The organism is Pseudomonas sp. SMN11 (genome assembly GCF_052041945.1).
GTDB lineage: Bacteria > Pseudomonadota > Gammaproteobacteria > Pseudomonadales > Pseudomonadaceae > Aquipseudomonas.
Genome location: NZ_JBKGGW010000001.1, coordinates 1 through 25,887, shown reverse-complemented (window position 1 = coordinate 25,887; position 25,887 = coordinate 1). Strand labels below are relative to the sequence as shown.

The following is a 25,887-nucleotide window of genomic DNA, read 5'->3' as shown; positions in this document are numbered from 1 at the left end:
TTCTACAAAAAGCAAACGTTTTCACATAGTTACAAATCAGCTGAAAAAGCGATTCAGCTTTCGCTTCGTCGTGCCGATAACACCTGCACGAATCAGCGGGCCCCCAGAACAACAACGCCCTGCGATCGATGATCAAGTGAGCGAATGAATTTTCTGGAGAGCGTGCATGAACAGCTGGTTCGCCAATATCAGCGTCAACCTCAAACTCGGCCTGGGCTTCGGCCTGGTGCTGTTTCTAACCGGCCTGCTGGCCCTGACAGGCTGGACCAGCCTGGGCAGCCTGATCGACCGCAGCAACTGGATGGGCGACATCGGCCAGCTCAACAAGGACCTGACCGACCTGCGCATTTCGCGCCTGCAGTACATGATCGCCAACGGCGATGACACCGCCGCTGCCAACACCCAGGCCAAGCTCGACGCGTTCAGCAAGCAGCAGCAATACCTGGTCACCACCTTCACCAGCCCGGCCAACGTCGCGCTGCTCAAGGAGCTGGGGCAGACCATCAGCGAGTACAAGGTGTCGCTGAACAAGATGCGCGCCGGCTACAAGAGCTCGCTGGCCGCCCGTGATGCGATGAACGTGTCGGCGGCCAAGGCCGATGAGGCCATGGAGTCGCTCAGCCAGGACGTCATGTCCCGCCCCGAGGCCGACAGCGTGCGCCTGGCCCAGTACCAGCTGATCAGCAAGGCGCGCCAGCAGCTGCTGCAGGTGCGCATCGATGTGCGCGGCTACATCGCCGACAATACCGCCGCCAACGAGCAGGCCGCCCTGCGCCAGCTGGATGGTGCGTTGGCCGACATCGACAACCTCAAGCGCCAGCTGCCCGCTGAAGCCACCCGCGTGCAGCAGTTCGAGCAATCGGTGCAAGCCTATCGCGATGCCGTGCGCCAGTTCCGCGATGCGGTCGCCGACATCACCGTTGCCCGTGCGGAAATGACCGTGCAGGGTGCCGATATCGTCAAGCGCAGCGACGCGCTGTACAAGATCCAGCTGGAACGCCGTGACGCCGAAAGTGCTCAGGCGCGCAGCCTGCAGACCATCGCCACGCTGCTGGCACTGCTGGCTGGCGTCATCGCCGCCGTGGTTATCACCCGCCAGATCACCCGCCCGCTGCGCGATACCTTGCAAGCCGTGGAACGCATCGCCGGTGGCGATCTGACCCACGACCTGCGCGTCACTCGCCGCGACGAAATCGGCGTGCTGCAGCAAGGCATCGCGCGCATGGGCACCACCCTGCGCGAACTGATCAGCGGTATCCGTGACGGCGTCACCCAGATCGCCAGCGCCGCCGAAGAGCTATCGGCGGTGACAGAGCAGACCAGCGCCGGTGCCAACAGCCAGAAGGTCGAGACCGACCAGGTGGCCACCGCCATGCACGAAATGGCCGCCACCGTTCAGGAAGTGGCGCGCAACGCCGAACAGGCTTCGCACGCGGCTACCGGTGCCGACGACGAAGCCCGTGCCGGTGACCGCGTGGTTGGCGAGGCGATCGGCCAGATCGAACGCCTGGCCGAAGAAGTGCACCGCTCCACCGAGGCCATGAACCTGCTGCAGCAGGAAAGCCAGAAGATCGGCAGCGTGATGGACGTGATCAAGTCGGTGGCCGAGCAGACCAACCTGCTGGCGCTCAACGCCGCGATCGAAGCGGCCCGTGCCGGTGAAGCCGGCCGTGGTTTCGCCGTGGTCGCCGACGAAGTGCGTGGCCTGGCCCAGCGCACGCAGAAGTCCACCGAAGAGATCGAAGAGCTGGTGGCCAGCCTGCAGCACGGTACCCAGCAGGTGGCCAACGCCATGCAGGGCAGCCGCACGCTGACCGACAGCAGTGTCGAGCTGGCGCGCAAGGCCGGTGTCTCGCTGGAGAACATCACCGGCACGGTGTCGAGCATCCAGTCGATGAACCAGCAGATCGCGGCGGCGGCCGAGCAGCAGAGTGCGGTGGCTGAAGAGATCAGCCGCAGCATCCTGAATGTACGGGATGTGTCCGAACAGACTGCAGCGGCCAGTGATGAAACGGCAGCGTCCAGCGTCGAGCTGGCGCGCCTGGGTGGTCACCTGCAGATGCTGGTCAGCCAGTTCCGCGTCTGACCTCAAGGCCCAGGGGCCACTTTGCGGCCCTTTCCGACCGGTCCGGCGCCCCGGCAAGGCCGCTCCTACAGTGAAACGCGATTCCTGTAGGAGCGGCCTTGCGTCGCGAAAGGAGGGCAAAGCCCTCCCGGCGATCTCGAATATTACTTGACGATCATCCCCACCCCACGCCCACGCGGATCGGAAGCGGTCTCGACCTTCTCCCCATCCACGCGAATCGCCTGGATATCCCCCATCTCCCAGCCCTGATCCTCCAGCACATAGCCCATCTTCTTCAGCTCATCAGCCACAGGCCCGGTCAGCGGCGCATAGCTGTCGAAGTAGATGGTGTCCTTGGGCAGCAACTGATGGTGCACACGCTGTGCCGCCACGGCCTTCTCCAGCGGCATGCCGTAGTCGTACAGGTTATTCATCACCTGGAAGATCGAGGTGAAGATCCGTGAACCACCCGGGGTACCAATCACCAGCTCGACCTTGCCGTCGCGGGTCATCAGGCTCGGGCTCATCGACGACAGCATGCGCTTGCCCGGTTCGATGGCGTTGGCGTCACCGCCGACCACGCCAAAGGCATTCGCGGCGCCTGGCTTGGCGCTGAAGTCGTCCATCTCGTCGTTGAGCAGGAAGCCCGCGCCCTTGACCACCACACCGCTGCCGTAATCGAGGTTGAGGGTGTAGGTGTTGCTGACGGCGTTGCCTTGCTTGTCGACGATCGAGAAGTGCGTGGTCTGGTGCGGTTCGAGGCCCGGCTTGACCTTGTCGGTTTCGGAAATGGCCTTCGGGTTGACCTGGGCGGCGCGCTTGGCCAGGTAGTCCTTGGCCACCAGCTGGTCGACCGGCACCTTGGTGAACGCCGGGTCGCCGAGGTAGTCGGCACGGTCGGCGAATACGCGCTTTTCAATCTCCGAAAGCAGATGGATGTACTGCGCCGAGTTGTGCGCCACGCCTTTGAAGTCCGCCACGCGGTTTTCCTTGATGCCCAGCAGTTGGGCCAGGGCCACGCCGCCGGAGCTTGGCGGTGGCGCGGTGTAGACCACGTTGCCGCGCCAGCTGATGGCGATCGGCTCGCGCCACACGGCCTTGTAGTCCTTCAGGTCTTCCTTGGTGATCAAGCCCTTGTCGGCCTGCATCTGCGCCACCAGCAGGTCGGCAGTCTTGCCTTGGTAGAACTCGCTCACGCCCTTGTCAGCAATGCGTTCGAGGGTCTGGGCCATTTCCGGCTGCTTGAACAACTCACCGACCTTCATGTTGCCAAAGTAATCGTTGAAGTTGGTCGCGGTCTTGAACATGCCTTGGGCATCATTGCGGTACTGGTACTGCTTCTCGGCGACCTTGAAGCCGTTTTTCGCATAACCGATGGCCGGGGTCAGCAGTTCGCTCCAGGGCAGCTTGCCGAACTTCTTGTGGGCCTCCCACAGGCCCATGACCGTCCCAGGTACGCCTGCGGCGCGCACACCGACCAGGCTCAGGTTCTCGATCACCTCGCCCTTGTCATCCAGGTACATGTTGCGAGTGGCGGCCTTGGGCGCCACTTCGCGGTAGTCGAGGAAGTACGGCTTGCCGTCGACGAACAGGGTCATGAAGCCACCGCCGCCGATGTTGCCCGCCTCGGGGTAGGTCACCGCCAGGGTGAAAGCGGTGGCCACTGCCGCGTCCACGGCGTTGCCGCCCTTCTTGAGAATGTCGGCGGCTACCTGTGCACCATATTGATCGGGCGCGGCGACAGCGCCGCCTTCCAACGTGGCGGCGTAAGTCGAGGAACTGCTCAGGATCGCGGCTGCCAGAGCCAGGTACTGGAACGGAACGATACGCATGACACTTCCTTGGTGTTGTTTTTGTTGAGCAGTCAGTAAGGCCGAAGCGTGGCGACTGCGCAATCAAACGTAGGAAGTTTCGCCGCCTGTGGACAGGATCTGTCGCGTTCAGGCAACTCAGCAGGCGTACATCGCCAGTTTGCGCTGGATGAAATCAAGGAAGCATTGGATACGCAGGGCCAGCTGCGTGTTGCGGTAGTACACCGCGTGGATCGGCTGGCGGTAGCCGTTGTTGGCGTCGCTCAGCAGCACCTTGAGGCGACCGGCGCGGATATCTTCGTGGGTCATGAAGTGCGACAGGGCGACGATGCCCTCCCCGGCCAGCGCCAGCTGGCGCAGGGTTTCGCCGCTGGAGGCGATCAGCGCCGGGCGAATGCCCCAGCGGTCACCCTGGGCATGGCGCAACGGCCACTGGTTGAGCGACTCGGGCTGGCTGAAGCCGAGCAGAACGTGGCTGTTCAGGTCTTCGACCGTTTCCGGCGTGCCGTGTTGTTCCAGGTACTCCGGGCTCGCCAGCACCTGAACCGGGCTGCAACCGAGCGAACGGGCATGCAGGCTGGAGTCGGCGAGATCACCGATGCGGATAGCCACATCGGTGCTCTGCTCCAGCAGATCGATGATTAGATCGTCGGTGTTCAGTTCCAGCTCGATGGCCGGGTACTGGCGACGGAATTCGCCGATCCAAGGCAGAATGGCATGCAGCATGAACGGTGCGGCAGCATTGATACGCAGGCGCCCGGAGGGCGTCTGGCGGTTCATCGACAGATGCTCCTCCATCTCGTCCATCTGTTCCAGCACCTGGCGCGCACGTTCGAGGAAAAAGCGGCCTTCTTCGGTCAGGTCCATGCGCCGAGTGGTGCGATTGACCAGGGTAGTGCCGAGCTTGCCCTCCAGGCGCGACAGCGTGCGGCTGACGGCCGACGGGGTCTGGCCCATCTGCTCGGCAGCCGCAGAGATCGAGCCGCAATCGATGACGGCGACGAAAACCTGGAGTTCTTCGGATCGGGTTTTCACTTGAGCGCCTGTGCTTGAACCATGCAGGGATTAGATAGCCTTGCCGAACACCTTGTCCAGATGCGCCTCATAAGCCGCCAGCGCCGCCGGCACGTCCGGGCGCTTCATCACATCCACCGCCAGGAAGGACGGCAGGCCGCTCAGGCCAAGGAACTGGTTGGCCTTGTGGAACGGGAAGTACACCGCATCCACACCTTTACCCTCGAAGAAGTCGGTCGGGTCATCGAACGCCTGTTGCGGGGCGTTCCAAGTCAGCGACAGCATGTACTGCTTGCCGTGCACCAGGCCACCACTGCCGTACTTCTGCGAATGGTCGGAACGGGTGCGGCCGTCGTTGGCGTAGAGGCTGCCGTGACCGGCGGTGAATACATCGTCGATGTACTTTTTCACGGTCCACGGCGCGCCCATCCACCAGCCCGGCATCTGGTAGATGATCACGTCGGCCCAGAGGAATTTCTCCACCTCGGCCTGTGCGTCGTAGCCACCGTCGATGAAGGTCTGCTGCACGTCGTAGCCGGCGCGGTCGAGATGGGCCAGCGCAGCGTCGTGTAAAGTCTGGTTAAGGCGGCCGTCGGAATGGGCGAACTGTTTGCCACCGTTGAGCAGAAGGATCTTTTTCATGCTGGGCCTCCCGGGCCGAGTAAAATTCAGGGCCGCAGGTTAGAGGCTCGCAGGCGCGGGATACAGCAGGTGCGGGGCAAAATACAATTGACCTGAAGTCAAAAATACACAGCATATTATTGCCGTAGAATCGTTTCACCTTCCTACTTTCGTGAGAACCGATCCATGAGCGAGCAGCACGCATTCATCCTCAAGGCCAAGACCCGTCCGGAAATGGCCGAAGCGTTCGAGACCCTGTTCCGCGCCTACGTCGAACCCAGCCGCCAGGAACCTGGCTGCATCGAATACCACATGCTGCGCGACCAGCAGGACCCGAGCCTGTTCGTGTTCTATGAGGTGTGGGCCGACAAGGCTGCACTGGATGTGCACTCGGCACTGCCGCACATGGTCGCGTTCTTCGAAAAGCGCATGGACTACCTGGAGCGCGATTTCGACGTCCAGCCGGTCGTGATGCTCAGCGCCTCGTCAGCTAACCGTTGATCAGCAGATGGCCGCCCAGCGCAGCCAGGCCAATGAAGAAGCAGCGCTTGAACAGCGCTGCACTGATGCGCTGGCGCAGCCACTGGCCAGCAAGCATGCCCAACAGCGCTGGCGCCAGCATCAGCAGTGATGCACCCAATGCCTGCCCACCCAAGACGTCCTGGCCAGCCAGGCCAACGGCCAGCGCCAAGGTCGAAACGGTGAACGAAAGGCCCAGTGCCTGAATCATCTCGTCTCGGCTCAGGCCCAGGCTCTGCAGGTAAGGCACCGCTGGCATCACGAAGACACCCGTGGCCGCAGTGACCAAACCCGTCACCAGCCCGCAGATCGGCCCCAGCCACCCTTCCCGCTCCGGCGCCACTCGCAGGGCGGGGCCTGCCAGCCCATAGAGCGCATAGATCACCAGCGCCGCCCCCAATGCATGCACCGCCCACGGCCCGCTGTCGATCCCCAGCCAGACGCTGCCAAGCAACGTTCCGACGAAGATCATCGCCAGCATCGGCCCGAGCCTGCGCAGCAGTGCCGGCAGATGCCCACCGGCCGCGAGCTGCCAGAGGTTGGTGAGCGTGGAAGGCACTATCAATAGCGCCGCAGCCTGCGCCGGTGGCATAGCCAGCCCCAACAGGCCCATGGCAATGGTCGGCAGGCCCAGGCCGATCACACCTTTGACGGCACCGGCCAGCAGGAAGGTAGTGACCACCAACAGCGTCAGTGCCGGGCCGATGTTCTGGTAAAAAGCGATCAAGGTATCCATGGCCGCCATGATGGCGCTCAACTGCTGGACTGAAAATCTGCCATATACTCAGCCAGACTCTTGCCAGGACAGAGGCAGATGCATTTCGACCTGATCGACCTCCGGCTTTTCCAGCACACCGCCGAATGCGGCAACATCACTGCTGGCGCCCGCCGCAGCCATCTTTCGCTGCCAGCGGCCAGTGCACGTATCCGCGCAATGGAAGCGTCGCTGGGTACGCCGTTGCTTGAGCGCAACCGCCGAGGTGTGCAACCGACACCCGCCGGGCAGGCGCTGTTGCAACATGCGCGGCTGATCGGCCAGCAGGTCGAGCGCCTGCAGTTCGACCTGGCCCACTATGCGCGCGGCCAGCAAGGCCAGGTACGGCTGCTGTGCAACACGGCGGCGCTGACCGAGTACCTACCGGAGTTGCTGGCCAGCTACCTTGCCGACAACCCCGGGATCAGCATCGATGTTCAGGAGCTGCCGAGCCTGCGCATCGTGCAATCGATCACCCAGGGCATGGCTGATCTGGGCATCATTTCCACCGCAGCGCCCAGCACACATCTGCAGACCCTGCCGTTTCGCGATGATCCGCTGGTGCTGGTGACACCACTGGTTCATCCCCTTGCCGCAGTGCCCGCACCGAGCTTTGTCGACTGCCTTGCCCATGGCCATGTCGGGCTGGGAGTGAACAGTGCCCTGGCGTTGTATCTGGAGGAACAGGCCCTGCGCGAAGGCCACCGTATGCACGTAAGGGTGCGGGCCGAAGGGTTTGACGGAGTGATTCGCATGGTCGCCGGTGGTGCCGGTATCGGCGTGGTACCGCTGGCATCGGTGCAGCGTTGGACGGGCGTGTTGCCGATGCATTGGGTGGCACTGCGGGAAGACTGGGCCAACCGGCGGTTGCTGTTGTGTGCGCGGGATTTTGCCGGGTTACCGGGCTATGCAGCGGGGTTGGTCGAGCGATTGATGCAAGCGTGAACATTCAACGTCGCCTGAGCTGACGTATTTGCGGCGGTTCGGCGCCCCGATGCACCCACTTCCACAACTGATGGATTCCAAAGCCGACTCGTTGTTCAGTGCGCGAGCGCCAGCTCTCGCAGTGCAGCCGAGGCGAGAAATCCAGAACGGGAGGCATACCGATGATCACGCTTCACTTTTTCGTCGATCCGCTGCAGCAGGTTTTCCGGAAGTGTTGCATTGAACCGTACGGCCTTCCCCAGATATGGCGTCACATCGAAATCAACGACAGCCCAGACCCCACCGGCAAAATCAGGATTCGCCACATGGACATCGACTTCCTGTGCTTGCGGTAGCGCCTCGTTATCGGCAACCAAGCCCTCAAAATGAAGCGCCAGCGCCTCCTGAACGTTCTCTAGCGCCTGGGCGACAGTCAATCCGGCAGAGAAGCAGCCGGGCACATCGGGAATGGTCACGCCGTAATCCGAATCGGCGTCCTTGTGCAATACGACCGGAAATTTCATTGCGCGTCTCCACTGATGTTCGCGCTGACGAAGCCACTGGACTGCTTCAAGCCAGCTTGTTTCAAGATGCTGTGTACGGTGCCTTTAGGCAAATCGCTCTTGGGATGAGGCACTGTCACCCTCCCCTTCTTGAACGGATGCCTGAACTGGTGATGGCTGCCCTTCATCTCGACTTCATACCACCATCCGCCTGAATGAGCTGGATCACTTCACGACTGCGCATTCACCCTTCCTTCGGCAGTCGATGTGTATGATACACACCGAATTGACCAAAACGAAGCGCAGTACACACTATGCACGCTTCCGGCGACCAGCAGATGGTTCTGATCACCCAGTAGGCTTCAACTTATAGCCCTGTAGGAAACCTACATTCCTACCGTATACCCCCAGGGGGTATCACTTCAGATAAGACCGCAACAGCGCCGCCACCTTGTCCGCCTCTTCCTGCCGTTCCTCGGCGCTCAGCCCTTCCGCCACCAGGTGTTCGCGGATGTGCCCTTCCATCACCTCGGTCATCAGCCCGTTCACCGCGCCGCGCACGGCGGCGATCTGCTGGAGGATCGCCAGGCAGTCCTTGTCTTGCTCCAGCGCGGTTTCCAGGGCAGCGGCCTGGCCTTTGATCTTGCGCACGCGGGTCAGCAGCTGCTTCTTGCTCTTGATCGTATGTGCCATTCGCTTTCACACCATGCTATGTATACTGGGGTATAGTATATTTCTCGACATTCCGGGAGCATGATAAACCATGGCGACGCAAACCTCAGGCCGCTGGCAGCACAGCCACCAGTTCCACACCAGCAACCTTGGCGCCGAGCGCAAGACGCGCCTGGCCGTGTGGCTGACGGCAGTCATGATGGTGGCGGAAATCGCCGGTGGCTGGTTCTTCAACTCCATGGCCCTGCTCGCCGACGGCTGGCACATGAGCTCCCATACTCTTGCCCTGGGGCTGTCGCTGCTGGCCTACGCTGCCGCGCGTCGTTATGCCAAGGACCAGCGCTTCACCTTTGGCACCTGGAAAATCGAGATCCTCGGCGGCTATTCCAGCGCCCTGCTGCTGCTCGGCGTGGCCGGGCTGATGGCATTCCAGTCGGCCGAGCGCCTGCTGACGCCGGGGCCGATCCACTATGACGAGGCGATCTTCATTGCGGTGATCGGCCTGGCCGTGAACCTGATCTGCGCCTGGCTGCTGCGCGACGATCACGATCATCACCACCATGGCCATGACCATGACCATGACCATGACCATCATCATGACCATCACGACCTGAACCTGCGCTCGGCCTACCTGCATGTGATCGCCGACGCCGCCACCTCGGTGCTGGCGATCGTCGCCCTGCTGGCCGGCAAGTTCTGGGGCGCCGGCTGGCTTGACCCGGTGATGGGCCTGGTCGGCGCCGTGCTGGTGGCGCTCTGGGCCCGCAGTCTGCTGCGCGATACCGGCCGCGTATTACTGGATGCCGAGATGGATGCACCAGTGGTCGAGGAGATTCGCGAGGTGGTCGCCGAACTGCCGGTGCCCGCCACCATCACCGACCTGCACGTGTGGCGCGTGGGCAAGGACCAATACGCTTGCATACTCAGCCTGGCCACCCAGGTCGCACTGAGCGCCGATAGCGTACGCCAGGCGCTGGGCGTGCATGAGGAACTGGCCCACATCACCGTCGAGGTCAACGCCCTGGCATAGCGCGGGCAGGCAGCTGGACGTCGAGCCCAGGCAACTGCGGCTCGGCGGATGGCCCTATGGTGACGAGTCATTCAGCCAGTCACCAGGAGTTGTGCCATGTCCGATTTCATCACCGTCCTGCGCGAAACCTGCCCGACGCCGGTCGTGGACGCCACCAAGTGGAAGCGCATCGGCGGCGATCCGCACACCGTCAACCTCAACGCCTACCTGTCGGCCGACGGCAGCAAGATCATGGGCACCTGGATCTGCACCCCGGGCAAGTTCGAGGTCAGCTATGAGAAGTGGGAGTTCTGCCACTTCCTCGATGGCTACTGCATCATTACCCCGGAAGGCGAAGAGCCAAAGCACCTGAAAGCGGGTGATGTGTTCGTGATCGAACCGGGGATGAAAGGCACCTGGGAAGTGGTCGAGACCGTGCGCAAGTACTTCGTCTTCGCCTGATAAAAAACATCGCAGGAAGGGTGCCCTTCCCTCTGGTGCGCAGTTACAGAGGGAAGGCCACCCGGCCCGCGATGAAGTCCTCGCTCGTCAATCCTTCTTGCGGTAACCCTCGACGATCGCCGAGAAGTCCTTGCCGCCGTCGCCACGCAGGCTCATGGCCTGGTAAAGCTGTTGGGCCACGGCGCCAAGGATCACTGGCTGGTGCGCCTGGCGAGCCGCCTCGGTGGCCAGCCCCAGGTCCTTGAGCATCAGTTCGGCGCCAAACCCTCCGGTATACCCACGCGACGCGGGGGCGGTCTCGATGATGCCTGGCCACGGGTTGTAGGTATCGGAGCTCCAGCAACGCCCGGTCGAGCTGTTAATGATCCCCGCCAGCACCTTGGTGTCGATGCCCAGCGCATTGCCCAGGGCCATGGCTTCGGACACGCCGATCATCGAGATGCCCAGCAGCAGGTTGTTGCAGATCTTGGCGATCTGCCCGGTACCCACCTCTCCGCAGTGCACGATGTTGCGGCCCATTTGCTCCAACACCGGCTTGAGCGTGGCGAACAGCTCGGTGCTGGCGCCGACCATGAAGGTCAGCGTGCCCGCCGCCGCGCCGCCGGTCCCCCCGGACACCGGCGCATCGCCCATGTCCACACCTTTGGCCGCAGCGGCCTTGGACACATCACGCGCGGTCTGCGGGTCGATGGTGCTGCAGTCCAGCGTCGGCGTGCCTGGGCGAATGCCCGCCAGCACACCGTCGTCCTCGTTGAGGTACACGGCGCGCACATGGGCCGCCGCCGGCAGCATGGTGATCACCAGCTCGCTGTTGGCCGCCGCGTCCTTGGGCGACGGGCTGATTTGCCCGCCCAGTTCTGCCAGTTCGGCGAGCACGGTCTTGTTCAGGTCGAACAGGTTCAGCTGGTGCCCGGCCTTGATCAGGTTGCGGGCCATGGGCGCGCCCATGTTGCCCAGGCCGATGAATGCGATACGCATGACAAGCTCCTTAGCGCAGGCTGATGGTGGTGTTCACACCGTCGTTGACGCTGTCGTCATCGAACCAGCGGGCGGTGACGGTCTTGGTCTGAGTGTAGAACTGCACCACTTGCTTGCCGTACGGGCCCAGGTCGCCGAGCTTGGAACCGCGCGAGCCGGTGAAGCTGAAGAACGGTACCGGTACCGGGATCGGGATGTTGATACCGACCTGGCCGATGTCGATCTCGCTCTGGAACTTGCGCGCCGCCGCGCCGCTCTGGGTGAACAGGCCGGTGCCGTTGCCGAACGGGTTGGCGTTGACCAGGGCGATGGCTTCGTCGAGGGTGTCGACTTCCAGGGTCACCAGCACCGGGCCGAAGATTTCCTGGGTGTACACCTGCATGTCGGTCTTTACCCCGGAGAACAGGGTCGGGCCGACGAAGTTGCCTTGCTCGTAGCCCGGCACCTGCACGCCACGGCCATCGAGTTCGAGCTTGGCGCCTTCCTGGATGCCGCTTTCGATCAGGCCCAGCACCCGCTCCTTGGCGCGCTTGGAAACCACCGGGCCGACATCGGTGCCAGGCTCGCAACCGGCGTTGACCTTGAGCTTGCTCGCCGCGTCCTTGATGTCCGGCAGCCAGTCACGCGCCTTGCCCACCAGCACCGCCACCGAGGTGGCCATGCAGCGCTGGCCTGCCGCCCCGAAGGCCGCGCCGACCAGAGCGTTGACGGTTTGCATGCGGTTGGCGTCGGGCAGCACCACGGCATGGTTCTTCGCGCCCATCATCGACTGCACGCGCTTGCCATGCTGGCTGGCCAGGTTGTACACGTGGGTGCCGACTTCGGTGGAGCCAACGAAGGAAATCGCCTTGATGTCCTGGTGGGTGCAGATCGCATCCACCACCTGCTTGCCGCCGTGCACCACGTTCAGCACCCCGGCAGGTACACCGGCTTCCAGCGCCAGCTCGACCAGCAGCATGGTCGACAGCGGGTCCTGCTCGGAGGGTTTAAGCACGAAGGTGTTGCCGCAGACGATGGCCATCGGGAACATCCACAGCGGGATCATCGCCGGGAAGTTGAACGGGGTGATGCCAGCGCACACACCGATCGGCTGGCGCAGGGTGTAGGTGTCCACGCCACCGGCGACGTTCTCGGCGAACTCGCCCATCTGCAGAGTGCCGATGGACGCCGCATGCTCGACCACTTCCAGGCCGCGGAAGATGTCGCCTTCGGCGTCGGCGAGGGTCTTGCCCTGCTCGGCGCTGAGGACCTGGGCGATGCGCTTGGTGTGTTCGCGGATCAGTGCCTGCAGTTTGAGCATGATGCGCATGCGTGCCCCGATCGGGGTTTCACGCCAGGTCTTGAAGGCGCGCTGGCCTGCGGCCACGGCGGCATCCACTTCTTCGACGGTGGCGAACGGTACCCGCGCCAGCACCTCTTGAGTGGCCGGGTTGACGATATCGCGCCATTCGCTGGTTTTCGACTCGACCCACTGGCCGTCGATCAGCAGCTTGACCTGCTCGACCTTGGTCTTGTCAGGGGATTGTGGTGCGTTCATCTGCGTTCTCCTTGGAATTATTGTCAGGACGAGATCGCCAGCGCCGGGCAAACGCGAGGTGGCGCCTTGGGGCTTTTTTCGAGTATAGATGTGCAAACATCCAACAAGAACGCACAAAAAAACCGGATCAACATGCAAAAAGACCTGACCTCCCTCAGTGCGCTGAACTGGGACGACCTGAAGTTCTTCCTCGAAGTGGCGCGCACGCGCAAGGCCAGCAGCGCGGCGAAACGCCTGGCCGTCGACTACACCACGGTGTCGCGGCGCATCAGCTCGCTGGAGGGGGCGTTGGGCACGCTGCTGTTCGAAAAGTCACGCACCAATGGCTTCGTGCTGACTGCCGAGGGGCAGCGCCTGCTGGGCTACGCGGAGTCGATCGAGAGCACCCTGCACATGGCCTGCGAACAGGTCTCCGGCTCCGGCGTGGCGCTGTCGGGCCATGTGCGCATGGGCTGCACCGAGGGCTTTGGCAGCTTTTTCGTCACCCCGCAGCTGAGCCATTTTGTCGATGCCTACCCGGCGATCTCGGTGGATATCCTGCCGCTGCCGCACTTCATCAGCCTGTCCAAGCGCGAGGCAGACATCGTCATTGCCCTGGAACGGCCGGAGCATGGGCCTTATGTGTGCTGCAAGCTGTGTGACTATCGGTTGCGGCTCTATGCGACCCAGGACTACCTCGACAGCCATGCACCGATCCGCCAGGTCAGCGACCTGGTCAGCCACCCGTTCATCAGTTATGTGGACGACCTGGCATTCAGCTCGGAGCTGCTGTACCTGGCCAACCTGATTCCCAATGCCAATGCGCATTTGCGCAGTACCAGCGTCATAGCCCAGTACACGGCGGCGCTGCAGGGGCGTGGGTTGGCGATCTTGCCGTGCTTCCTCGCGGCGCAGGATGCGCGGCTGGTGACGGTGTTGCCAGAGGAGATCGAGGTGACGCGGCAATTTTGGATGTATTGCCGGGAGGATTTGCGCAAGCTGAAGCGGATTACCCTGTTATGGGATTACATCCGCGGGGTGACAGAGGCGAATGCGCCGTTGTTGATGGGTAAGACGCGCGAGATGCGCTTTGCTCAAAATTGATGGGGGGGCTTTGCGCCCCTTTCCGACCGGTCCGGCGCCCCGGCAAGGCCGCTCCTACAGGGGATCGCGTACCTGAGCAGGAGCGGCCTTGTGTCGCGAAAGGGCTGCGCAGCAGCCCCGATTGCGCATTCAATAGGACGCGACGACGATCGACACCCGGCGGTTCTCGGTCCGCCCGGCGCTGGTGCGGTTGTCCGCCACCGGCTGCGTACTGCCCAGCCCACGGGTACGGATGTTCTGCGCCAGCATGCCAACGTCGATCAACGCCTTGGCCACACTCTGCGCGCGCCGCTCGGACAACTGCTGGTTGTACACCGCCTTGCCCGAGGCATCGGCATGGCCATCGACCCGCACACGCTGAATGCCCACGCCCAGCAAGGCCTTGCCGACCCGCTCGACGATCGCCTGGCTCGGGCCATTGAGGCTGTCCAGGTCGCTGCCGAACAGCACCTTGCCCGACAGGTCGAACGCCCAGCCCTCGTCGGTGGGGGCAAAACCTTCACGCTTGAGCACGGCAATCTGCTCGGCGGTCAGCCCTTTGGGGGGCGTGCTCTGGCACCCAGTCAACGCCAGCATAGCCAGCAACATCACGACAAACGAAAAACGCAAACGCTGTATCACGGTTCAACTCCTGTTCCTGAAATCGGCGGCGGACCGTTCCGTCTGCGCCGCTTGCCACTGGCCACGTCGCTTGCGCTTGGCCTGGTACATCGCCGCATCTGCGGCATTGAGGAGGTTGGCAGGGTCACTGCCATCATCCGGGTAATAGGCGATGCCGACGCTCAGTGAGGTGGTGAGGCTCTCGCCGCCATCGAGCAACATCGGCAACTGCATGCTGGCGATGATTTTCTCGGCGATGCGCTCGGCATCCTCGCGCGAGTGCAGCGGGGTCAACAACACGGCGAACTCATCACCGCCCAGGCGGGCCACCAGGTCGTGCTCGCGCAATTGTGCGCGCACGCGCTCAGCGATGTTGATCAGCACTTCGTCGCCCACGGCATGGCCGAGGCTGTCGTTGATCTGCTTGAAATGGTCACTGTCGAGGAACAGCAACGCCAGATGGTCTTGCTGCCGTGCGGCGTTGCGCAGGCTGCGGCTGAGGCGGCCCTCGAAGAAGGCGCGGTTGGGCAGCCCGGTGAGGCTGTCGTGGCTGGCCTGGTGAGCCAGGGTCGCGTTCTCGTTCTGCAGGTGGCTGTGCCAGACCTCCAGCTCATCGAGCAAGGCGTTGAAGTCGTTCCCCAGCTCGTTGAGCTCGGCAATGGGCGCTTCCGGCACCCGGCGGTCGAAACTACGCTCGCGACGAGCAGCATGGGCGACGCTGGCCAGGCCGCGCAGGGGACGGACGATATCGCCGAGCAGGCGCCGCGAAAGGTACAAGGCAACGAAGGCGCTCAGGATCGTGCAGAACAGGATGCCGCCCAGGCCGCTGAGCAGGAACAGCAGCAGGCTGCGGCCCTGGCCGATCAGCTCGATATGCCCGACCTTCTGTTGCTGGTGCATGATCGGCAGGTTGATCGGCTCATCCAGCAAGGCCGTCGCCACTTGCGCTTCCAGGCGCCCGAGCACGCCCTCATCGCCGCGCTGCCAATGTGCCAACTGCTCCCCATCGTTGTTGAAGACCTTGGCGTCCGCCACTTCTTCCGTCTTGGCGATCAGTTCCAGCGCCTCATTGGCCGCGGCGCTGTCGTCGAACACCACGGCGGCTTCAACGGTGTAGTTGATGGAACGGGCAATCAGGTGGAGGTTGTGGTTGGCGTATACACGCAGGGCCAGCACGCCGAGCAGGGTCAACGAGATACCGGCCAGGCCTACCGCCAGCAAGGCCACGCTAAGGTGGCCACGCCCGAGCACCGAGCGTAAGGTAGGGCGCACGCCGTGCTTCTTGTTCATGGTTGCGCGCTTCATGGCACAGCTCCGCGACGCCGTGACAGCTGCAACACGCTAGGGTGGATCCGCACGCCGGAACGCGCCACGGAATCCAGGTTGACCTCGAAGGCGACTTGCTGATCGTTTACCCGCAGGCAGAACAGGCTACCGACCGTGCACGGGTCGTCGGCTTCGCTGATGCTGAGTACCGGGTGGCCACTGACGGCCTGGAACAGGCGGTCACGCTGGGCGTCGTCGAGCTTGCCGATATACACAGCGTCACAGGCCTGGGCTACCTGCCGATCGTCGGCCAGCAAGCGGCGTACCTGCAAGGGTTGGCCCGAGTTCTGCACGTTGCCCTTGATCAGGTCATCGGCGTATTCGGTGGGGCCCACCAGGCACAGGCGCAAGGGCACTGGCTCGGTCGGCCAACGCGCATAGCTGAGGATACCCAGGACCACCTGGGTCACGGCCCGGGCACGCTGCTGGGCCTGTGCGGAGGTGGCCGAACCGTCCGCCTGGGCAGGATCGGCAAATAGTGACAGGGCAACTAGCAGCAGCGAAAGCGCACAGCCTGTCAACCGCTCCCTGGCGCCTGTCATGTGAGAATTCTCTCAAAAAACTTGTCTGAAGTCGGCGCAACGATAGCACAACGCTGGCTATCTGTAGGAGCGGCCTTGCGTCGCGAAAGGGCTGCGAAGCGGCCCCAGGGTTTCAGCTTCGCAGCAGAAATTGCCGGGGCCGCGTTGCGGCCCTTTCGCGACACAAGGCCGCTCCTACAGTGATCGCGTCAAACCTGCTCGAGCATCAGGCCGGAAATACGCCGTACCTTGCGCAGCACCGCTTCCTCGAAAATGCCCTGGCGCGGCTCGATCAGACTGAAGCAATACTTGGCTCGGGTGATGCCGGTGTACACCAGCTCCTTGGTCAGCACCGGGTTGAGTACATCCGGCAGCACCAGCGCGGTGTGGCTGAACTCGGAGCCCTGGGACTTGTGCACGGTCATGGCGTAAACGGTTTCCACCTCGTTGAGGCGGCTGGGCAGGACGAAGCGCACCCCACCACTGCCGTCGTTGCGCGGGAAAGCCACACGCAGCAGTGCTTCACCGTGCTCGTCTGGCAGGCGCAGGGCGATGCCGATGTCACCGTTCATCAATCCCAAGCCATAGTCGTTACGCGTGACCAGCACCGGGCGGCCTTCATACCACGGCTGCTGGCTGTCGATCAGGCCGGCATTGTGCAGCACCCGCGCCACCCGCTCGTTGAGGCCTTCTACCCCCCAGGCCCCCTTGCGCACGGCGCACAGCAGCTGGAAGTCTTCAAAACTGTGCAGCACCTTGGCGGCCCACTGCTCCCAGCGCGGATCGTCGAATGCAGTACCCGGTGCCGGGCGATAGCGGCCAATGGCACGCAGGTAGCTGCGGTAGCCCTGAGGCCCTTCACTACCGCGGTTGAGGCCGTCGAGAATCAGGCGGTCGAAGGCTCGATCCTGCTCGCCGCGCAGCGCCAGGCCGAACACGTCCGCTGGCGGCATGCTCAGCAGGTCCCGAGCAGCCTGGGCCTCCTGGCGGTTGACCAGGCGCGCCAGCTGGCCAATGCCACTGCCTTCACCAAAGCGCCTCGAGAAGCGTAGCATCACCACCTGCTGGGCCAACGGATTGCGTTGGGCATCGCCAGCTTTCAGGCCACTGGCGGCCAGCGATTGGCCACCGATCTGTTCCAGCCAGGCTTGGGTCGCGGGCGAATAGCAGCCCTCTTCGGCATCCCGGCACAGGTCACCGAGCACAGCGCCAGCCTCGACCGAGGCCAGCTGGTCCTTATCCCCCAGCAGAATCAGTCGCGCCTTGGGCGGCATAGCCTGCAGCAGGTTGGCCATCATCTCGAGGTCGATCATCGACGCTTCGTCGACCACCAACACATCCAACGGCAGCGGGTTGCCGGCATGGTGACGGAAGTGCCGCGAGCCGGGGCGGCTGCCGAGCAGGCGGTGCACGGTGCTGACGTCGGTGGGGATCTGCCCGCGCACATCGGTACTCACCTGCAACCGTTCAACCTGCTGGCCGATGGATTCGGTCAGGCGGGCGGCGGCCTTGCCGGTCGGCGCGGCCAGGCGGATGCGCAGCGGCCTGCCCTGCTCTACCGCTGGCGCCTGCAGCAGCGCCAGCAAGCGCACCACCGTGGTGGTCTTGCCGGTACCGGGGCCGCCAGTGATGATGCTGAAGCCTGCGCGGGTGGCCAGGGCGCAGGCAAGTTTCTGCCAGTCCACCTGGCCTGCCAAAGCCCCTTCGTCGAACAACTGCGCCAGGCGCGCTGGCAGGTCGGCCGGGGCCGCTTCGTCCTGGTTCAGGCGCTGGCGCAGGGTCTGGTCGATCTGCCGCTCGTAGCTCCAGTAGCGACGCAAGTACAGGCGCTGGCCGCTGAGCACCAGCGGGCGCGCGTGCTGGCCCGGCGTATCGCCGGCAGCCACCAGCGGGCTGGCAGCTATACGCTGCAGCCAGGTGGGCAAGCCGAGGTTGGCCAGCAGCTGCGAGGGCAACAGCAACGGGCCGTTCAAGGCATCGCCTTCCGGCGGCAGCGACAGCGCGAAATCAGGCTCGGCGAGGGTCTGTTGCAGGTCGAGGCAGACATGCCCATGGCCCAGCTGATGGCTGGCCAGGGCTGCCGCCAGCAAGAGCAACGGGTCACTGCCAGGAGCTCGCTCTTCCAGAAAACTGACGAACGCCCGGTCGAGCGCCCGCAGCCAGCCCCGCTCGACCCAACGATCGAGCAACTGCACGAGGTCCGCACTGTTGTGTTGAGGGGCCAGGGCCAGCAGGTGTTCAGCGTGCAGTGGCGTAGGCAAGAGATCGTCGAGGGTTCGGCTCATGTAACGGCTCCGGCAAACAGGTCCTGCTGTTCGGGCGCGTGCACGCCACGGAACAGCGCGTCGAGGGCCTCGATCAGCGTGCGTGGCGGCTTGGCAAAGTACACGCCGTGGCCACTGCTGCTGGCGCCGCGCAGGAAGATGAACAGGGCACCGCCGACATGGAGGTCGTAATCGTAATCCGGCAGCCGTGCACGTAACTGGCGATGCAGGGCAAGCAAGTAGAGCACGTACTGCAGGTCATAGCGGTGTTCGAGGATGGCTTTTTCCATGGCCTGGGTGTCGTAGGCCTGGATATCCGGGCCGAGCCAGTTGGACTTGTAGTCCGCCACGTAATAGCGCCCGTCGAGCGCGTAGGCCAGGTCGATGAAACCTTTGAACATGCCGTTGAGCACGGTCGGCTGCGCAGCCGGGCGTGCTATACCAGGGTGGGTATGCCGGGCCACCAGGCGGTCGAGCTGCTCGGCATCGACGTTGTGGCTGGCGAACCAGAACTCCATCTCGATCTGGTAATGCTGCAATTGCCCAAGCGTCAGCTGCGCAGCGCCGGCCGGCATGGGCTCGTTGAGCAAGCGCTGCAGCCATTGGCTGAGTGTCGGTATCCAGCCGGCCCAGTCGCGGCGGTTGCAACGCTGGCCAACGGTACGCTCGATGAGCTTGGGGTTGCCGGCAACTTCGCCAAAGCCTTCACGGCCGGCCCACTCCAGCAGCCCGTGGAGGAAGGTGCCCGGGTTGGGGCCGCGGGGGAAGCGATGGATGTCGCCACCGTCGGCAGGCACTTCGCGTATCAGCTGGGTATCGGCCACTTCGTCATCGAGCAGTTGCTGGGCCTGAGAGCTGTCGGCGCCGAGAGTCTGTTCGCCAACGCGCAAGGCACTGTAGGACGCGATCCACCAGTGCTCGGCGGCAGCGCGGCGTGGCTTGCGGGCGGGTAACAGCTCGTGCTCGGCATGGGCCGCACGGTAGCGCTGATCGTCGGCTTCCGGCAGGGCTGGGCAGGCAATATCCGCGCAACCTGCCCGCAAGTTCTGCAACCACGCCTTGAGGTGCTCCGAACCCGGCAGGGCCAGGCCGCCACCGAGCAGGTAGCCAAGCGCCGAGCGGTGCAGCTGCGAGCTCTTCTGGTTGCCGCGCTTGAGGTCGGCGACACCCAGCCAGCAGGCATGCTGGGCACGCGTCAGGGCCACATAGAGCAGGCGCAGGTCTTCAGCCAGGCGCTCCTCGTCGGCCAAGGCGATCTGCGCGGCATCGGGGCTCAGCGTCAGCTGTGCATTGCCCAGGCTGTCGTGCCAGGTCAGTGGCAGGCGGCTGCCGTCCACCGGCTTACTGGTGCAGATGAACGGTAGGTAGACCAAGGGGTATTCCAGGCCCTTGGACTTGTGAATAGTCACCACCTTGACCAACTGCTCGTCGCTTTCCAGGCGCAGTATCTGCTCTTCGCCCGCATGGCCAGCGTTGGCCAGGTGCTCGGCCAGGTGACGGATCAACGCCTGTTCACCGTCCAGCTCGCCGGCCGCCTGCTGCAGCAATTCGGCCAAGTGCAGCAGGTTGGTCAGCACCCGCTCGCCATCCGTGCGGCCAATCAGCATGCGCGGCAGTTCGAAATCGTGCAGCAGGTGCCGCAGCATGGGCAGCACACCCTGGCGCTGCCAGATTTCGCGGTAGCGACGGAAGCGCATGACCCAGCCCTCCCACACCCGTTCGTCCTGGTTCAGCTGATCCAGTTCAGCCAGCGACAGCTCCAGGGTGAGGCTGGCCAGTGCGGCCTTGAGCAGGCGCTCGGAATCCGGCTCGGCGCAGGCCTTGAGCCAGGCCAGCAAGTCATGGGCCTCCTGGGCGGCAAACACCGAATCCTTGTCGGAAAGGTACACGCTGCGCACATCGCGGGCGGCAAGCTCGCTGCGCACCAGCTGCGCTTCATGGCCATCACGCACCAGGATGGCGATGTCCGAAGGCTGGCACGGGCGCAGCTCGCCCTGGTCATCGCTAAAGCCGGTCACCCCACGCTGGCCGCCATTCAACACGGCAACGATATGGCTTGCGCAGCTGGCGGCCAGCTGCTGCCGGTAGAGCGTGCTGGATACCGGCTCTTCGCTTTCCAGCTGCCAGCATTGCAACGCTGCACACGCCTGGCCTTCGATCAGCAGGCGCTCGCTGCGGCCTTTGGCGCGAACCTCGACGAACGGCAACGGGTTGTCGTCGGCTTCACGGAACAGGAAGGCACCCTTGCCCTGCGCGCGGGCTTCGGCCTGCAGGAACACCTGGTTGACCGCCGCGACCATTGCCTGGCTGGAGCGGTAGTTGGTGTCCAGGCTGTGCAGACGGCCCGCAGTGGCACGCCGGGCCGACAGGTAGGTGTAGATGTCGGCACCTCGGAAGGCGTAGATCGCCTGCTTGGGGTCGCCGATCATGAACAGGCCGGTTTCCGGGTGGTTCTCGCTGATGCGATAGATGCTTTCGAAGATGCCGTACTGGACCGGGTCGGTGTCCTGGAACTCGTCGATCAGCGCCACCGGGAATTGCTCACGGATCAGCGCCGCCAGGCGCTCACCCGATTCCGTGCCCAAGGCATGTTGCAGACGCAGCAGCATATCGTCGAAGCCCATTTCGGCACGCCGGCGTTTTTCCACCTCGAAACGCGCCGCAACCCAGGCCGCTGCGTGTTCGAGCAAACGCGCTTCCGGGCTGACCAAGGCTTGCAGCTGTTGCTGCAGGTTCTGCATCGCATGAAAGGCCGGATGGTCGGGCGGATCACCGGCTTTCCAGGCTTCGGCCATCCCGGCCGGGGTCAGCCGGGTAAAGCCGGTGCCCAGGTCGAGCTCCACCTCTTGTTCATCGCTGGCCCAGGTACGCAGTTTCTCGAACCAGGGCTCGAAGTAGCGCGCCTGCAGTTTGCGCCCATCGGCCTGCTTCGCGGCCACGGCGTCGCGGCAGATCTGCTGCAGCTCGTCCGCCCATTGGGCCCAAGGCGCCTTCAGTTGACGCAACTGCTCGACCCGCTGTTGCAGCGCGGTATCGATCAGCGCTTGCGGCTCTGCTTCGTCCTGCTGTGCACGCACACGGCCGAACAGCGGGCGAATGCGCGGCAGCAGGGCATCGGGGCTGACCCAATGGCTGCGCACCCAGTTCAGCGCTTCGCCATGCATGCCATAGCAGAAGCGCCGCCAGTAATCGCGCATGACCTGGCCGAGCAGGTCGCTGTGGTCGGTTTCCAGGCTTTGGGTAAACAGGCTGCCACTGTCGAAGGCATGCTCACGGAGCATGCGCTGGCACCAACCATGGATGGTCGACACCGCCGCTTCATCCATCCACTGCACAGCGACTTCCAGGCGATTGGCGCAACGTGGCCAGTGTTCTTCGGCATAGTCGTCACGCAACTGATGCAGCAGCGGGTCGCCACCTTCCAGCTCGCCGCGGAAGAAGCGCGCTGCCTCGGCAAGGCGGGCGCGGATACGCTCGCGCAGTTCCTTGGTGGCGGCATCGGTGAAGGTCACCACCAGAATCTGCGGTGGCAGCAGTTCGCGGCCAAAGCCTTGCTCACCGCCGTGGCCGAGGATCAGGCGCAGGTACAGCGCGGAAATGGTGAACGTCTTGCCCGTGCCGGCACTGGCTTCGATCAGCTGGCTGCCATGCAGGGGAAAACTCAGTGCCAGGGGGCGGGCCTGGGTCATGCTTCACTCTCCGGATTGCCCTGGGCCTGCCAGGCGGCGCTGAACAGGGGGCGGTACAAGGCTTCACACCAGCCTTCAAAAGTTTCGTCGGCGCTGAGCGCGGCGAAATCGCGGAACTGCCGGGCCAGGGCAACACTTTCGCTGCGCTCGCCAAAACTGGTACGGCCATCTCCCTCATAGGCACGGGTGGCGGCTGCCAGGGCCTTGTCCGGATCCTCCTGAGCCAGCCAGGCAAAGGCGGTCTTGGCAGCGACAGGCAGCGGGGCATTCATTGCGGCCTGGCGCGCTACCAGCAGGTGACCCAGTTGTTCGGCAGCCTGAGCCTGTGGCAACGGGCCGAGCAGCAGGGTGATGTCACTGGCCAGCAATGCGCTGTGCAGGGGATACCCGGCGGCGCAGGCGGCCAGGTGCATCACCCAGCTGGCGATCAGGCGGTGCCACTTGAGGTTGTTGCGCCCGGCGCTGATGGTGTTGGGCACCGTGGTGATGCTCAACAGGCTTTGATCGTCGGCCTGGTAGACCCGGCCCAGCCAGCCTTCAAGACGGTGGTTTGCATGCTCGAAGTGTATCGGCAGCGCGCCGTCGACCACTGTTGGCCAGCGCTGCAACAGTTGGCGATGACGTTGCAGCAGATCGGGCAGTGGCTGGATCAGTTCGGCTTGCAGCAGTTCGCCGAAACCTGCCAGGGGTAGCATGCCGCAGGCTTGCAGGCGGCGGGCCTGGGCCCGCAGTGCGCGTTCGGCGTTGTCCGGGTCGCTCAGTGCGGCGCCCAGCAGGCTTTCGCTGGCGCTGTAGCGCTGCAAGGCATCGAGGACGAATGGCTCTTCGTCTGGCGTGGGCGCTTCCAGGGCTTCAAAGAACACTTTCAGGCGCTGGCTGAAGAAATGCCGGACTGGGTGACGCAAGAAGTCCTGCAACTGGGTCAGCGTCAGCGCTTCATCGCTGACGTAAGGTGGCAGGCCGAGATCGGGCTGCTTATCGTCGGTAGTTTGCTGATGCAGCAATTGCCACTCATGGGCATAGCTGAACAGCGCACTGCCCTTCTGGAAATAGCGCGCGCTGAAAGGCTGTAGCGGGTGCTCTTGGGTCAATGCGTGCAGCAGTTGCCCGCCGTCAGAATCGCCCTTGAGGCGCCAACCGGCAGCCAGGTGGTCGCGGAGCTGGCCGATCAGTACCGAGGCTGGGCGCTCACTGTTATCGCGAATGCTGCGGCCCACCCAGCTGATGTAGAGCTGGTCACGTGCCGACAGCAGCGCTTCGAGCAGCAGGTAACGGTCGTCCTCGCGGCGCGAACGATCACCGGGGCGGTAGTCGCTGGCCATCAGGTCGAAGTCCAGCGGCGGCTGGGCACGCGGGTAGTCGCCATCGTTCATGCCCAGCAGGCAGACAACGCGGAAAGGAATTGCCCGCATCGGCATCAGGGTGCAGAAATTCACCGAACCGGCGAGAAAACGCTGGGACAGCTTGCCTTCGTCGAGGCCCGTCAGCCAGGCCTCACGGATCACCGTGAGTGGCAATTGGTCTTGCAGGCCTACGGTTTCACAGACTTCCAGCCAGCTGTCGCGCAATTCCTGCAATTGCATCAAAAGGTATTCGTCGTGCTCCTCCTCGGCGAGGAAGAAAACCTGCAGCAAAGCGTTGAGGCGTTCGCCCCACTCGCTGGCAGTGGCGGGCTGGGACAACGCCTGGTTGGCCACTTCCAGGGCATCGAGCAGCGCTACCAAGGGACCGATCAAGGCGGCGTCCAGGCCGCCGATTTCATCATAGGGTTCGATGCCGTCGCAGCCCTCTCCCAAGCCCACGGCGTAACCGAGCAGCATACGCCGCAGTCCGAAGCGCCAACTGTTCTGCTCCAGGCCCTGGGGCAACCCGAGGGTGGCACGCTGGTCGGCGTTCAATCCCCAGCGAATTCCCGCGCCTTCGATCCACCGGTGCAAGGTAGGCAGGTCGCTTTCGCGGATGCCAAAACGCGCACGGACCGCCGGGACGTCGAGCAGGTCGAGCACTTCGCTGACGGCGAAGCGGCTGTCCGGGAGCTTGAGCAAGTGCTCAAGGGCAATCAGCAGGGGGTCGCGCCCACGCTGGCCCTGGTCGGTCAGGGTGAACGGAATGTAGCGCGGGTCGTGGCGCAGCAGTTGGCCAAACACTGCACGGATATGCGGCGCGTAAGTGTCGATTGCCGGGAGCATGACGATGACGTCACGCGGGCGCAACGTAGGGTCGGCGCTGAAGCGGGCCAGTAACTGGTCGTGCAGGATTTCCACTTCGCGCTGTGGGCTGTGTGCCACGTGAAAGCGTACGGAACGATCCTTGGTCAGGTCGACATCAGGCCAACGTTCGCGGGTTTCTGCGAGCGGGCGCAGTTCGAGGATATCGTCCTGCAGCTGGTTAAGCAGCGTGGTGGGCTGGCCTTCACTGAACAGATCTATGCGCCCGTCGCTGAACACGCCTTGATAGCTGCCGGGGTCGTCGTAGCTGTCCAGCAGGTTGATGTAATCGCGGCCTTGCTTGCCCCAGGCGGCCAGCAGTGGATGTGCATGTTGATGCAGCGACTCGTCGTCCAGCTGCAGGGGCATGCCTTGCTTGCGCTGCTGGCGCTTGTACTGGTGACGTAGCAGGTCCTTGTCGGCAACGATATCGGCCCAATGGTGACGGCAAGGGTTATGAACGCAGAGCAATACCTGGCTGAAACGGGACAGGCCGGCAAGTGCCTCCAATGCCTGAGCAGGCAAGGAAGAAATACCGAATACGATGACCCGCGAAGGGAGCCCGCGAGGTGCAGTTTCCAGGCTGTTGATGCGTTCGATGAAGCGCTGGTGCACCCCTGCCCGGCTCTGCGCCATGCCCTGTTCACCGACATCCTCGAGCAACGCTCGCCACAATTCGGCCTGCCAGCGGTTACCTGGGACGAGCGGTTTGCGCTCACCGCGAGCGGTACTGAGGATGTGCTCGCCGGCTGCCCAGTCCTTGAGCCAGTCGGCGCGGTAGACCTGGTATTGGTCGAACAGGTCGGCCAGGCGCTCAGACAGCTGATAGCGCTTGCGCAGGTCACTGTCATCGGTGAGGAAGCGACGCAGCGGTTCGAAATGTGAGCGCTCGATCAGCGCAGGCAGCAGGCGCATCAAGCGCCAGGTCAGCGGTGCCTTGTCGAGCAGGGACACTTCCGGGATTTCGTCACGCCCGAGCACCTTGCGGTACAACTGCCACATGAAGCTACCGGGCAGTTGAACATCGATGGCAGCCGCAATACCGCAACCACCCATGTCATCGTCCTGAGGGTCTTCGGCGAGGGCCAGCTTGAGCCATTGGGCAATGCCATTGCTCTGTACCAGAGCGATTTCGTTTTCCAGCGGTGCCAACGGATAGCGGCGCATCCAACTCACCACCAAGCTGCGCAAGTCGTCCAGGCGGTTGCCGTGGACGATCATGAAACCGGGCTGCAGCGAGGTGGAGTTGGGCATGGAGAAATCCCTGGAGAGAGAAGGGGGAACGATATCACGGCTAGCTGCCGACACTGCCGCGAGGAAAAGCCAGA

At 63.7% G+C, this 25,887-nt stretch carries 20 protein-coding genes and 1 pseudogene; 6 read left to right on the top strand and 15 right to left on the bottom strand.

Annotated elements, in window-relative coordinates; genetic code table 11:
• Positions 1 to 166: 166 nt before the first annotated feature.
• Positions 167 to 2,086 (top strand): HAMP domain-containing methyl-accepting chemotaxis protein, encoded by a 1,920-nt coding sequence (locus tag ACLEJU_RS00105; RefSeq protein ID WP_435421748.1) that lies wholly within the window; start codon positions 167 to 169, stop codon positions 2,084 to 2,086.
• 143 nt (positions 2,087 to 2,229) lie between these two features.
• Here the strand turns inward: ACLEJU_RS00105 and ggt are convergent, their stop codons facing one another.
• The 3 genes from ggt to ACLEJU_RS00090 form a co-directional block, all read right to left on the bottom strand.
• A complete protein-coding gene (gene ggt / locus ACLEJU_RS00100) occupies positions 2,230 to 3,897 on the bottom strand; it encodes a gamma-glutamyltransferase (protein ID WP_435421749.1) in 1,668 nt (555 codons plus the stop codon).
• 117 nt (positions 3,898 to 4,014) lie between these two features.
• Positions 4,015 to 4,911 carry a LysR family transcriptional regulator gene (locus tag ACLEJU_RS00095; protein ID WP_435421750.1) on the bottom strand — a complete coding sequence of 299 codons (897 nt, stop codon included), beginning with the start codon at positions 4,909 to 4,911 and terminating at the stop codon, positions 4,015 to 4,017.
• A 30-nt stretch (positions 4,912 to 4,941) separates the two neighbouring features.
• Entirely contained in the window at positions 4,942 to 5,532 is a 591-nt protein-coding gene (locus ACLEJU_RS00090) for an NAD(P)H-dependent oxidoreductase (RefSeq protein WP_435421751.1), read from the bottom strand.
• Positions 5,533 to 5,697: 165 nt separating this feature from the next.
• Between ACLEJU_RS00090 and ACLEJU_RS00085 the strand changes: the two genes are divergently transcribed.
• Positions 5,698 to 6,012: a putative quinol monooxygenase gene (locus ACLEJU_RS00085; protein WP_435421752.1), complete on the top strand. Its 315-nt coding sequence runs from the start codon at positions 5,698 to 5,700 to the stop codon at positions 6,010 to 6,012.
• Here the strand turns inward: ACLEJU_RS00085 and ACLEJU_RS00080 are convergent.
• Positions 6,002 to 6,766, bottom strand: coding sequence for a sulfite exporter TauE/SafE family protein (locus ACLEJU_RS00080; RefSeq protein WP_435421770.1), 765 nt, complete (start codon positions 6,764 to 6,766; stop codon positions 6,002 to 6,004). The two genes, ACLEJU_RS00085 and ACLEJU_RS00080, sit on opposite strands and share 11 nt — an antisense overlap.
• A 78-nt stretch (positions 6,767 to 6,844) precedes the next feature.
• Here ACLEJU_RS00080 and ACLEJU_RS00075 point away from each other — a divergent pair, with 78 nt between their 5' ends.
• Complete coding sequence (locus ACLEJU_RS00075; protein ID WP_435421753.1) at positions 6,845 to 7,729, top strand: LysR substrate-binding domain-containing protein; 885 nt, start codon at positions 6,845 to 6,847, stop codon at positions 7,727 to 7,729.
• A 95-nt stretch (positions 7,730 to 7,824) separates the two neighbouring features.
• Here the strand turns inward: ACLEJU_RS00075 and ACLEJU_RS00070 are convergent, their stop codons facing one another.
• The 3 genes and pseudogenes from ACLEJU_RS00070 to ACLEJU_RS00060 form a co-directional block, all read right to left on the bottom strand.
• The gene (locus tag ACLEJU_RS00070; RefSeq protein WP_110639469.1) at positions 7,825 to 8,232 is read right to left on the bottom strand and encodes a type II toxin-antitoxin system HicB family antitoxin; all 408 of its coding nucleotides are present in this window, start codon (positions 8,230 to 8,232) and stop codon (positions 7,825 to 7,827) included.
• Positions 8,229 to 8,455: pseudogene (locus ACLEJU_RS00065) on the bottom strand (type II toxin-antitoxin system HicA family toxin). Before ACLEJU_RS00065 ends, ACLEJU_RS00070 begins: the two are co-directional and overlap by 4 nt.
• A gap of 173 nt (positions 8,456 to 8,628) precedes the next feature.
• Positions 8,629 to 8,904 (bottom strand): metal/formaldehyde-sensitive transcriptional repressor, encoded by a 276-nt coding sequence (locus tag ACLEJU_RS00060; RefSeq protein ID WP_110639471.1) that lies wholly within the window; start codon positions 8,902 to 8,904, stop codon positions 8,629 to 8,631.
• A gap of 70 nt (positions 8,905 to 8,974) precedes the next feature.
• On the opposite strand from ACLEJU_RS00060, the gene dmeF reads away from it, so the two are divergent.
• Positions 8,975 to 9,913: a CDF family Co(II)/Ni(II) efflux transporter DmeF gene (gene dmeF / locus ACLEJU_RS00055; RefSeq protein ID WP_435421754.1), complete on the top strand. Its 939-nt coding sequence runs from the start codon at positions 8,975 to 8,977 to the stop codon at positions 9,911 to 9,913.
• A 96-nt stretch (positions 9,914 to 10,009) separates the two neighbouring features.
• Positions 10,010 to 10,354: a cupin domain-containing protein gene (locus tag ACLEJU_RS00050; protein ID WP_435421755.1), complete on the top strand. Its 345-nt coding sequence runs from the start codon at positions 10,010 to 10,012 to the stop codon at positions 10,352 to 10,354.
• An 87-nt stretch (positions 10,355 to 10,441) separates the two neighbouring features.
• Here the strand turns inward: ACLEJU_RS00050 and mmsB are convergent, their stop codons facing one another.
• Together mmsB and ACLEJU_RS00040 are read right to left on the bottom strand one after the other, a co-directional pair.
• The gene (gene mmsB / locus ACLEJU_RS00045) at positions 10,442 to 11,332 is read right to left on the bottom strand and encodes a 3-hydroxyisobutyrate dehydrogenase (protein ID WP_435421756.1); all 891 of its coding nucleotides are present in this window, start codon (positions 11,330 to 11,332) and stop codon (positions 10,442 to 10,444) included.
• Positions 11,333 to 11,342: 10 nt separating this feature from the next.
• Positions 11,343 to 12,869: a CoA-acylating methylmalonate-semialdehyde dehydrogenase gene (locus ACLEJU_RS00040; RefSeq protein WP_435421757.1), complete on the bottom strand. Its 1,527-nt coding sequence runs from the start codon at positions 12,867 to 12,869 to the stop codon at positions 11,343 to 11,345.
• A 132-nt stretch (positions 12,870 to 13,001) separates the two neighbouring features.
• On the opposite strand from ACLEJU_RS00040, the gene ACLEJU_RS00035 reads away from it, so the two are divergent.
• Entirely contained in the window at positions 13,002 to 13,952 is a 951-nt protein-coding gene (locus ACLEJU_RS00035) for a LysR family transcriptional regulator (RefSeq protein WP_435421758.1), read from the top strand.
• Positions 13,953 to 14,081: 129 nt separating this feature from the next.
• Here the strand turns inward: ACLEJU_RS00035 and ACLEJU_RS00030 are convergent, their stop codons facing one another.
• From ACLEJU_RS00030 to recC, 6 genes are all read right to left on the bottom strand, one after another.
• Complete coding sequence (locus tag ACLEJU_RS00030) at positions 14,082 to 14,573, bottom strand: OmpA family protein (RefSeq protein WP_435421759.1); 492 nt, start codon at positions 14,571 to 14,573, stop codon at positions 14,082 to 14,084.
• 3 nt (positions 14,574 to 14,576) lie between these two features.
• Positions 14,577 to 15,857, bottom strand: coding sequence for a diguanylate cyclase domain-containing protein (locus tag ACLEJU_RS00025; protein WP_435421760.1), 1,281 nt, complete (start codon positions 15,855 to 15,857; stop codon positions 14,577 to 14,579).
• On the bottom strand, positions 15,854 to 16,420 hold the full coding sequence (locus tag ACLEJU_RS00020) for a YfiR family protein (protein WP_435421761.1): 567 nt from the start codon (positions 16,418 to 16,420) through the stop codon (positions 15,854 to 15,856). The genes ACLEJU_RS00025 and ACLEJU_RS00020 overlap by 4 nt, the downstream gene beginning before the upstream one ends.
• 188 nt (positions 16,421 to 16,608) lie before the next feature.
• Positions 16,609 to 18,684 carry an exodeoxyribonuclease V subunit alpha gene (gene recD / locus ACLEJU_RS00015; protein ID WP_435421762.1) on the bottom strand — a complete coding sequence of 692 codons (2,076 nt, stop codon included), beginning with the start codon at positions 18,682 to 18,684 and terminating at the stop codon, positions 16,609 to 16,611.
• Positions 18,681 to 22,352 (bottom strand): exodeoxyribonuclease V subunit beta, encoded by a 3,672-nt coding sequence (gene recB, locus ACLEJU_RS00010; RefSeq protein WP_435421763.1) that lies wholly within the window; start codon positions 22,350 to 22,352, stop codon positions 18,681 to 18,683. The genes recD and recB overlap by 4 nt, the downstream gene beginning before the upstream one ends.
• Positions 22,349 to 25,813: an exodeoxyribonuclease V subunit gamma gene (gene recC, locus ACLEJU_RS00005; protein ID WP_435421764.1), complete on the bottom strand. Its 3,465-nt coding sequence runs from the start codon at positions 25,811 to 25,813 to the stop codon at positions 22,349 to 22,351. Before recC ends, recB begins: the two co-directional genes overlap by 4 nt.
• Positions 25,814 to 25,887 lie beyond the last annotated feature (74 nt).

Bases quoted from the DNA above. Each gene is read 5' to 3' on its own strand.
- ACLEJU_RS00105 (WP_435421748.1), top strand. From the start codon at position 167: ATGAACAGCTGGTTCGCCAATATCAGCGTCAACCTCAAACTCGGCCTG.
- ggt (WP_435421749.1), bottom strand. From the start codon at position 3,897: ATGCGTATCGTTCCGTTCCAGTACCTGGCTCTGGCAGCCGCGATCCTG.
- ACLEJU_RS00090 (WP_435421751.1), bottom strand. From the start codon at position 5,532: ATGAAAAAGATCCTTCTGCTCAACGGTGGCAAACAGTTCGCCCATTCC.
- ACLEJU_RS00085 (WP_435421752.1), top strand. From the start codon at position 5,698: ATGAGCGAGCAGCACGCATTCATCCTCAAGGCCAAGACCCGTCCGGAA.
- ACLEJU_RS00080 (WP_435421770.1), bottom strand. From the start codon at position 6,766: ATGGATACCTTGATCGCTTTTTACCAGAACATCGGCCCGGCACTGACG.
- ACLEJU_RS00075 (WP_435421753.1), top strand. From the start codon at position 6,845: ATGCATTTCGACCTGATCGACCTCCGGCTTTTCCAGCACACCGCCGAA.
- ACLEJU_RS00070 (WP_110639469.1), bottom strand. From the start codon at position 8,232: ATGAAATTTCCGGTCGTATTGCACAAGGACGCCGATTCGGATTACGGC.
- ACLEJU_RS00060 (WP_110639471.1), bottom strand. From the start codon at position 8,904: ATGGCACATACGATCAAGAGCAAGAAGCAGCTGCTGACCCGCGTGCGC.
- dmeF (WP_435421754.1), top strand. From the start codon at position 8,975: ATGGCGACGCAAACCTCAGGCCGCTGGCAGCACAGCCACCAGTTCCAC.
- ACLEJU_RS00050 (WP_435421755.1), top strand. From the start codon at position 10,010: ATGTCCGATTTCATCACCGTCCTGCGCGAAACCTGCCCGACGCCGGTC.
- mmsB (WP_435421756.1), bottom strand. From the start codon at position 11,332: ATGCGTATCGCATTCATCGGCCTGGGCAACATGGGCGCGCCCATGGCC.
- ACLEJU_RS00040 (WP_435421757.1), bottom strand. From the start codon at position 12,869: ATGAACGCACCACAATCCCCTGACAAGACCAAGGTCGAGCAGGTCAAG.
- ACLEJU_RS00035 (WP_435421758.1), top strand. From the start codon at position 13,002: ATGCAAAAAGACCTGACCTCCCTCAGTGCGCTGAACTGGGACGACCTG.
- ACLEJU_RS00025 (WP_435421760.1), bottom strand. From the start codon at position 15,857: ATGAAGCGCGCAACCATGAACAAGAAGCACGGCGTGCGCCCTACCTTA.
- ACLEJU_RS00020 (WP_435421761.1), bottom strand. From the start codon at position 16,420: ATGACAGGCGCCAGGGAGCGGTTGACAGGCTGTGCGCTTTCGCTGCTG.
- recD (WP_435421762.1), bottom strand. From the start codon at position 18,684: ATGAGCCGAACCCTCGACGATCTCTTGCCTACGCCACTGCACGCTGAA.
- recB (WP_435421763.1), bottom strand. From the start codon at position 22,352: ATGACCCAGGCCCGCCCCCTGGCACTGAGTTTTCCCCTGCATGGCAGC.
- recC (WP_435421764.1), bottom strand. From the start codon at position 25,813: ATGCCCAACTCCACCTCGCTGCAGCCCGGTTTCATGATCGTCCACGGC.